The 7,454-nt window shown below is 65.9% G+C and carries 8 protein-coding genes; 5 read left to right on the forward strand and 3 right to left on the reverse strand.

Features of this window, described 5'->3' with window-relative positions; translation table 11 throughout:
- Positions 1–310 precede the first annotated feature (310 nt).
- Together RMO23_RS11215 and RMO23_RS11220 are read left to right on the forward strand one after the other, a co-directional pair.
- Positions 311–1,195 (forward strand): alpha/beta fold hydrolase, encoded by an 885-nt coding sequence (locus tag RMO23_RS11215; protein WP_309681474.1) that lies wholly within the window; start codon positions 311–313, stop codon positions 1,193–1,195.
- A gap of 114 nt (positions 1,196–1,309) precedes the next feature.
- Positions 1,310–2,167, forward strand: a complete 858-nt coding sequence (locus tag RMO23_RS11220; RefSeq protein WP_309681477.1) for a MurR/RpiR family transcriptional regulator — start codon at positions 1,310–1,312, stop codon at positions 2,165–2,167.
- 24 nt (positions 2,168–2,191) lie between these two features.
- Here RMO23_RS11220 and RMO23_RS11225 read toward each other — a convergent pair whose 3' ends face one another.
- The 3 genes from RMO23_RS11225 to RMO23_RS11235 form a co-directional block, all read right to left on the reverse strand.
- Positions 2,192–2,857 (reverse strand): aspartate/glutamate racemase family protein, encoded by a 666-nt coding sequence (locus RMO23_RS11225; RefSeq protein ID WP_309681479.1) that lies wholly within the window; start codon positions 2,855–2,857, stop codon positions 2,192–2,194.
- Between the two features lie 10 nt (positions 2,858–2,867).
- A complete protein-coding gene (locus tag RMO23_RS11230; RefSeq protein WP_309681481.1) occupies positions 2,868–4,328 on the reverse strand; it encodes an MFS transporter in 1,461 nt (486 codons plus the stop codon).
- Between the two features lie 132 nt (positions 4,329–4,460).
- A complete protein-coding gene (locus RMO23_RS11235) occupies positions 4,461–4,676 on the reverse strand; it encodes a hypothetical protein (protein WP_309681489.1) in 216 nt (71 codons plus the stop codon).
- Here RMO23_RS11235 and RMO23_RS11240 point away from each other — a divergent pair.
- The 3 genes from RMO23_RS11240 to RMO23_RS11250 all read left to right on the forward strand — a co-directional run.
- Positions 4,627–5,883, forward strand: coding sequence for a multidrug effflux MFS transporter (locus RMO23_RS11240; RefSeq protein WP_309681483.1), 1,257 nt, complete (start codon positions 4,627–4,629; stop codon positions 5,881–5,883). The two genes, RMO23_RS11235 and RMO23_RS11240, sit on opposite strands and share 50 nt — an antisense overlap.
- Complete coding sequence (gene miaA / locus RMO23_RS11245) at positions 5,858–6,829, forward strand: tRNA (adenosine(37)-N6)-dimethylallyltransferase MiaA (RefSeq protein ID WP_309681485.1); 972 nt, start codon at positions 5,858–5,860, stop codon at positions 6,827–6,829. Before RMO23_RS11240 ends, miaA begins: the two co-directional genes overlap by 26 nt.
- A partial coding sequence (locus tag RMO23_RS11250; RefSeq protein ID WP_309681487.1) for an ABC transporter ATP-binding protein occupies positions 6,826–7,454 on the forward strand: 629 nt, incomplete at its 3' end. The genes miaA and RMO23_RS11250, both read left to right, overlap by 4 nt.

Consider the following 7,454-nt stretch of genomic DNA (forward strand, 5'->3'; position numbering starts at 1 on the left):
GGCGTCCCGAATCCGCACTCGCGCCAGCCGGAGCCAGTGCGTAACCGAGGGCGGTGGTCAAAATGGATGTATTCACAGTTCTTCGTTTCATGAAAAGCTCCTGCGTTGGGGTGAGGGGGTGGGTATGGCCGCTTGCAATAGATGCCGTATCGGCGATCCGGCCGCTCCAGCATCCCCCGGGCCGGAGCCCGGCAATTCTTTGTCGGCTGAACCGAGGCGTTCTTACCATGAAGCCCCTGTTCGCCGGAGGCTATTGCTTGTTCACCCGCAGGCGCTGAACTTTCCGCCCGCCCGCTAGTCAGTCCCCCTCATGAAACGCTGGCACCTGTTTACCTCCTGTTTGACGGCGCTGGCCTTGCTGGCGGGCTGCGCCAGCGTTGACGAAAAGCAGCGCGCCTGGATTTTTCAGCCCAGCGACCGCAGCTGGGGCGGCGGCGCCGCGGCGGCCCAGGGCATGGAGGAGGTCTGGATTGGCTTCCAGCCCAAGGCCGGCAGCCCGGGCGACGACCCGGTGCGGCTGCATGGCCTGTGGCTGCCCGCCGACACACCGGAATCAGCCAAATCGCCGATTCTTTTGTACCTGCACGGCGCGCGCTACAACGTCACCGGTTCGGCCCCGCGCATGCGCCGGATGCAGGAGCTGGGCTTTTCGGTGCTGGCGGTTGACTACCGCGGCTTTGGCAAAAGCACCCAGGGGCTGCCCTCGGAAGCATCGGCCTACGAGGACGCCCGCGCCGCCTGGGACTGGCTGGCGCAAAAATACCCCCATCGCCCGCGCTATATCTTTGGCCACTCGCTGGGCGGTTCCATTGCCATCCACCTGGCCGCCGAAGTCGCTGACGAAAGCGGCACCATCGTCGAAAGCACCTTCACCTCCATTGCCGATGTGGTGAGCAGTTCCAAATGGGGCTGGATGCCGGTATCGCTGCTGATCACCCAGCGCTTCGAGGCGGTCCAGAAAGTCGGCCAGATCCGCTCGCCGCTGCTGGTGGTGCACGGCACCGAAGACCAGCTGATCCTGCCCGACCTGGGCCGCAAGCTGTTTGAGGCGGCCGCCCAGCCCAAGCAGTTTATGCTGGTGCAAGGCGGCTCGCACCACAACACCAATGCCCTCGGGCAAGAGCAATACCGCGCAGCCCTGAGCAGCCTGTTTGGTCACGGCCAGCGCACCGCGCCCGTGGCGACCGCCGAGTAGCCAGGTAGGGGCAATCAGCACGGATTGCCAGCGCAGTTTCTGGTAGCCTAGTGCTCCTATGCCCCGCCTCATCCCCTGCGCGCAGGACGCGCCCCTGTACCCGATCTGCCCGCCATGACGTCCGCATCCATGACCGCCAAGGCAGACGGCTCATTCATCACGCGGGTACGGGATGCGCTGAACAAGCTGCCGCCCACCGAGCGCAAGCTGGGCGAATTCATCCTCGATTTTCCGGGTGACCTGTCGAGCTACAGCGCCTCGGAGCTCGCCGGCCTGACGGGCGTTTCCAACGCCACCGTGACCCGCTTCATCCGCCGGCTCGGCTATGCAAGCTACGAGACGGCGCGACGCCACAGCCGCTCCGGCCGCAGCGACGGCGCCGCGCTGTTTCTGCTCAAACCCATGCCCGGTGTGGCGGGCTCCATGGCCGCCCACATCCAGCAGGGGCAAGACAACATCAGCGCCACCTTCAACCAGATTTCTGGCGAACTGATCGACGAAATCGCGCAGGCCATGGCCAAGGCGCGCAGGGTGTGGTTTCTGGGTTACCGGCAAAACCGCAATTTTGCGGCCTACCTGCGCTGGCAGCTGAACCAGGTGCTGGACGGCCCCCAGGTGATTCCCGGCCCCGGCGAAACGCTGGGCGACTATGTCGCCGACATCACTGACAAGGATTTGCTGGTGGTGTTTGCGCTGCGCCGCAGTGTGCCGCTGGCCGCTAACTTCGCCAGGCACGCCAGCCAGGCCGGCACCCAGGTGCTCTACATCACCGACCATTTTTCCAAGCAGCCGATACCCGCGCGCTGGCTGCTGCGCTGCCACACCCAGGCGCCAGGCCCGCTGGACAACCATGCCGCGCTGATGATTTTGTGCCATCTGCTGGCCACCCGCGTCATGGAGCACGCCGGGGCCAGGGGCCGGCGCCGCATGGTGGCCATTGAAGCCGAGCACGACGCCCTGTCGGAGCTGTAAGCCGACACCCGGCCTGAAACGGGCTCAGCTCAGTTGCAGACGCTGCAATTCACGCAGCACCCGGCGCATGCCCGCGGCTACCGGCGAGATCACCGGCACGGCGAGCTGCCGCGCCAGCCGGTCTGCCGACTCGGCCAGCGGACCGCCGCCAATCACCACCGCCGCCGCGCCATCCTCATCGACGCAGGCGCGCACCGCGTCGGCCAGCCGCTCCGCCTGCAAATCAGGGTTGGCTGCCAGCACCAGCGGATCGCCGGGCGGGATCCGCACCCCGGTAAATTGCGCGCTCAAGCCGAGCCGGGCCACAGCCTGGGCAATCGACAGCTCCAGACCGGGCGTGGTGGTGGCAATGCCAAAGCGCCTGCCGCCCGAGGCCGCCTCCAGCATCGCCGCCTCGCCAATGCCCACCACCGGCACCCTGACCTGGCCGCGCAAGGCGTCCAGCCCCGGGTTGCCAAAAGCGCTGATCAGCATGGCATCGACCTGCGTGGCCTGCGCCAGTCCGATCGCCAGCACCTCCTGCGCCGAGAGGGCCAGATCGGCCTCGCTCACGATCATGGACGCGCCGCGGGCTGCGGTGGCGGTCACCAGTTCCAGCGGCTGCGCCAGCGCGAGGCGGGCGCTGCGCAACATCAGCGCGGTGGTCTGCAAGGAGGTATTGGGGTTGATCAGCAACACGGTTTGAGTCATGACATCCCTTTCAGCGGGCGGAAGGTGCGGCCATGGAAACGCCCGCGACCTCGCCAGCGCTGGCCCCGGGCTCAGCCTCGTCTTCAATCGATTTGCCAAAGGTTTCGGGCGCAAACTGCACCGCCACCGCGAAGATCAGGTACATGCCCGCGATCAGGCCAAACATGCCGGCCACGCCATACAGGTCAAACATCCGGCCCGCCAGCAGTTGCGTCAGGGCGCCGCCCACCGTGCCCAGGGCCAGCAGAAACGAGGTGCCCAGGCCGCGCATGCGGGTCGGGTAGAGCTCGGGCGCATAAATCCAGATCGAGGTGTTCAGCGTCAGCACGCAGAACTGGAACAGGGCGCCGCACACCAGCACCATCGCGACGCTGCTGGTGAGGTTGCCAAACGCCAGGCCGGCCAGGCAGGCCGCAATCGCGCCCAGCGTCAGCACCCGTTTGCGCGGAAAGTAAAAGCCCAGGGTGGAAGCCGCAATGGCACCGAGCAGGCTGCCGCTTTGCATGACGATGGTGAAGGCAAAGCTCTTGGTGATGGAGTAGCCCTGCGCCACCAGAATCGTCGGCATCAGGGTCAGCACCGAAAGCTGGGCGCCAAAAGTCATCCATGAGGCGACGCCGACAGCCAGCGTGCGGCGGCCATAGCCGTTGCGGAAAATATCGAGGAACGACACCTTGTCCAAAGTCGGCGCCACGGTTTCGGCATTGGCCGTGATGTAACGCTGCACCTTGAACTGGCCATTGGCCAGGCGCCCCGCCGCCAGCATGGACAGCACCCGGTTGGCCTCATCGACCCGGCCTTTTGACAGCAGAAAGCGCGGCGTCTCGGGCACGTAGCGCCGGTAGAACACGATGAACACGGCGGGCAGCACGAGGCAGCCAAACAGCCAGCGCCAGGCGTTGTCACCGGGAAACAGCGCAAACACGCCAAGCGCAAAGGCAGGCGCCAGCATATTGCCCAGGCCGCCACCGCCCACATTGATCAGGCCGACCGCCGTGCCGCGAAAACGGGCCGAGCAAAACTCCGCCAGCATCGTGACTGCGGTGGTGATTTCACCCCCCAGGCCCAAGCCGACGACAAAGCGCCCGACCGCCAGAAACGCGTAGTCGGGCGCCAGTGCGCACAAAACGGCGCCCAGCGTGAACAGCGACAGGTTGACGTTGAGCATGAAGCGCCGGCCAAAGCGGTCGGCAAAATAGCCCGACAGCAGGCGCCCGGTGGCCGCCGCAATGAAGGTGATGGTGTTCAAAAAGCCGATGTCGGTGGCGTTGAGGCCCCACTGCTGGCGCAGCATGGGCCCGACCAGGCCGACCGTGTTTTGCTCAAACACATCGAACAACACGCCGCACACCACCAAAAAAATGATGGTCTTGTGGGATCGCGTCACGCCGATGCCATTCAACGCATCTTCCAATTGGCGCATTTGCGCGGTCTTGGTGGATGCCGCCGAAACGATTGCTTCTCCAGCCATGATTCTCTCCAGTTAGTCCGGGCCGTCCGGTTGAAATTGAACACACCTGCCATGCGCCGCCCATGACCCGCATGCTGTTGCGGCCAAGCCCGAAGACTGCGTGAATTCGGGATTTTTAAAGAAAAACATTTTTCACGTTTGCGACACATCAAAATTATTTTTCAAACAGGCGATGATTGCAATAGTTTTTTCCAAGGGATAACCCTTGCTTTCGCGTTTATTCAAGTCACCCCGTGCCGCGCGGTCGGGGCGCGCTTTGGCCGGCGCCCGTCGCTGCCTTTCTGGTAGCCTCAACGGTATGTCCGCTCCGTCTTCCTCACTGCTTGCCGCACCGGCCAGCGTCACCATGTCGCCCGGCCTGATCGTCCTCATCCTGTCCCTGCTGCTGGGCATTCAGCCGGTCACCACCGACTTGTACCTGCCGGCCCTGCCGGCGCTGACCGAGAGCTTTGGCGCGCCGATGGCGCAGGCGCAGCTGACGCTAAGCGCGCTGCTGCTGGCTTTCGGCTGTTCGCAACTGATCTGGGGGCCGCTGTCGGACCGCTTTGGCCGGCGCCCCATCCTGCTGTGGGGGCTGGCGAGCTACACGCTGGCGGCAGTCGGCAGCACGCTGGCGCCCAGCATGGCGCTGCTGATCATCTGGCGCGTGGTGCAGGGCGCTGCCATGGGCGCGGTCGTCATGGGTGCGCGCGCCGTCGTGCGCGACCTGTACCAGCCGCTGGAAGGCGCGCGCATCATGTCCAAGGGTCTGAGCGGCCTGGGCATTCTGGCCTGCATCAGCGCGCCGCTGGGCGCCCTGCTGTCAGAGTTTTTTGGCTGGCGCATGGCGCTGACCGCACCCGTGGTGTTTGGCGGCCTCGCGCTGGCCTTGACCAGTCTGCGCTTCAAGGAAACCCTGCGCCACAAAAACCCCGCTGCCCTGCACCCCGCCACGCTGGTCCGCACCTGGGGCCAGCTATTCAGCAACCCGACCTTTCTGGCGTTTTCGGCGCTCGCGGCCGCGTCCTATGGCGGGCTGTTCACCTTTCTGGCGAGTTCCTCGTTTGTCTTCATCAAGGTGCTGGGGCTGAGCAAGACCCAGTACGGCCTGGTGATGTTCTCGATGTGCTTTTCTTACCTGACCGGCACCTTTGTCTGCCGCCGCCTGTTGCCGCGCTTTGGCGTGCGCAAAACCGTGGCGATTGCGGCCGGCCTGAGCCTGACCGGTGGCACGCTGATGGGCCTGCTGGCCTGGGCCGGCCTGCACAACGGCTGGGCCATCATGCTGCCCTTCTACCTCTTCATGCTGGCCCATGGCGTGCACCAGCCCTGCGGCCAGAGCGGCGCGGTCGGGCCGTTTCCGCATGCGGCCGGCGCGGCATCGGCCATGAACGGCTTTTTGATGATGGTGGTGGCCTTCGGCATGGGCGGCTGGCTCGGCACGCACCTGGACGGCACGGTGCGGCCGCTGACCTACGGCGTGTGGTTCTGGAGCGTGCTGATCGCCGGCACCGCCTGGACCGTGGTGCAAAAATACGGCGAGCCGGCGCATGAGGCCCCCAAGCGTGGCGCTTGACTACATTGCGGTTGCCGGACCGACGGCCTCCGGCAAGACCGCCGCCGCGCTGGCGATTGCGCAGCAGCATGCAGTCGAGATCATCAGCGTCGATTCCGCCCTGGTGTACCGGGGCATGGACATTGGCACCGCCAAGCCCAGCGCCGCCGAACTGGCGGCAGTCAAGCACCACCTGGTTGACATCCGCGATCCGCTGCACGCCTACAGCGCGGCCGAGTTTGTGGCCGACGCCGCGCGGCTGATCGGCGAAATCACGGCGCGCGGCAAGCTGCCGCTGCTGGTGGGCGGCACCATGCTGTATTTCAAGGCGCTGTTTGAGGGCCTGGACGACATGCCCAAGGCCGACCCGGCGGTGCGCGCGGCGCTGGCCACCGAGGCGCTGGAAAAAGGCTGGCCCGCGCTGCATGCCGAACTGGCGCAGGTCGACCCGGTCACCGCCGCCCGGCTGGCGCCCAATGACTCCCAGCGCATCTCGCGCGCGCTCGAAGTGTTCCGGCTGTCGGGTCAGCCGATGGCGTTTTTCCAGCAACGCAACGCTATCAAAACAATAGCTGATAGCGCATATAAATCAAGGGCTGGAACCCTTATTTCATTGGAACCAGCGGACCGCGGCTGGCTGCACGGCCGCGTTGCCGAGCGCTTTGATGCGATGCTGGCGGCAGGCTTGGTCGATGAAGTCAAGGCCCTGCGCGCGCGCGGTGACCTGACGGCGGACCTGCCTTCCATGCGCTGCGTCGGCTACCGGCAAGCCTGGCAAGCCCTGGACGGCGACTTTCCCATGAGCGAGCTGCGCGACAAAGGCATTTTTGCCACGCGCCAGCTTGCCAAGCGCCAGCTCACCTGGCTGCGCTCCATGCCGCAGCGCCGGGTGGTCGCCTGCGACGCGCCAGATGCGCTGCAGCAGGTGCTGGACCTTGTCAACGCTCAATTCAAAGCCGCGGCATGAGCCTGCACATCCAGAACCTGGGCAAGCGCTATGGCGACAGCGTGGTGTTCAGCCAGGTGTCGCTGGCCGTGGCCCCCGGCGAGTTTGTCGCCATCGTCGGCGAGTCGGGGGTCGGCAAATCGACCCTGCTCAACTGCATGGCCGGGCTGGACAGCTGGAACGAAGGCACGGTACGCCTGCACGGCGCCGACCTGGCCACGCTGACGGATGACCAGCGTGCGCTGCTGCGGCGCCAGCATGTGGGTTTTGTGTTTCAGGCCTTTCATGTGCTGCCGCACCTGGATGTGGCGCAAAACGTGGCGCTGCCGCTGCTGCTGCTGGGCGAGGCCGATGACCACCGGGTGCAGGCGATGCTCGACGCCGTCGGCCTGAGCGGCCTGGGCGCGCGCCTGCCGCAGCAACTGAGCGGCGGGCAGCTGCAGCGCGTGGCCATTGCCCGCGCGCTGGTGCACCGGCCCGGCCTGCTGCTGGCCGACGAGCCCACCGGCAACCTCGACCCAAGCACGGCCGCCAGGGTGATGGACGCGCTGATTGCGCAGACGCGCGAACACGGCGCCTCGCTGGTGCTGGTCACCCATTCAGAAGCCGCCGCCGCACGGGCCGACCGCGTGCTGCACCTGAGCAG

Source organism: Polaromonas sp. (assembly GCF_031411155.1).
In the GTDB taxonomy this organism is placed as follows: Bacteria; Pseudomonadota; Gammaproteobacteria; order Burkholderiales; family Burkholderiaceae_C; genus Polaromonas.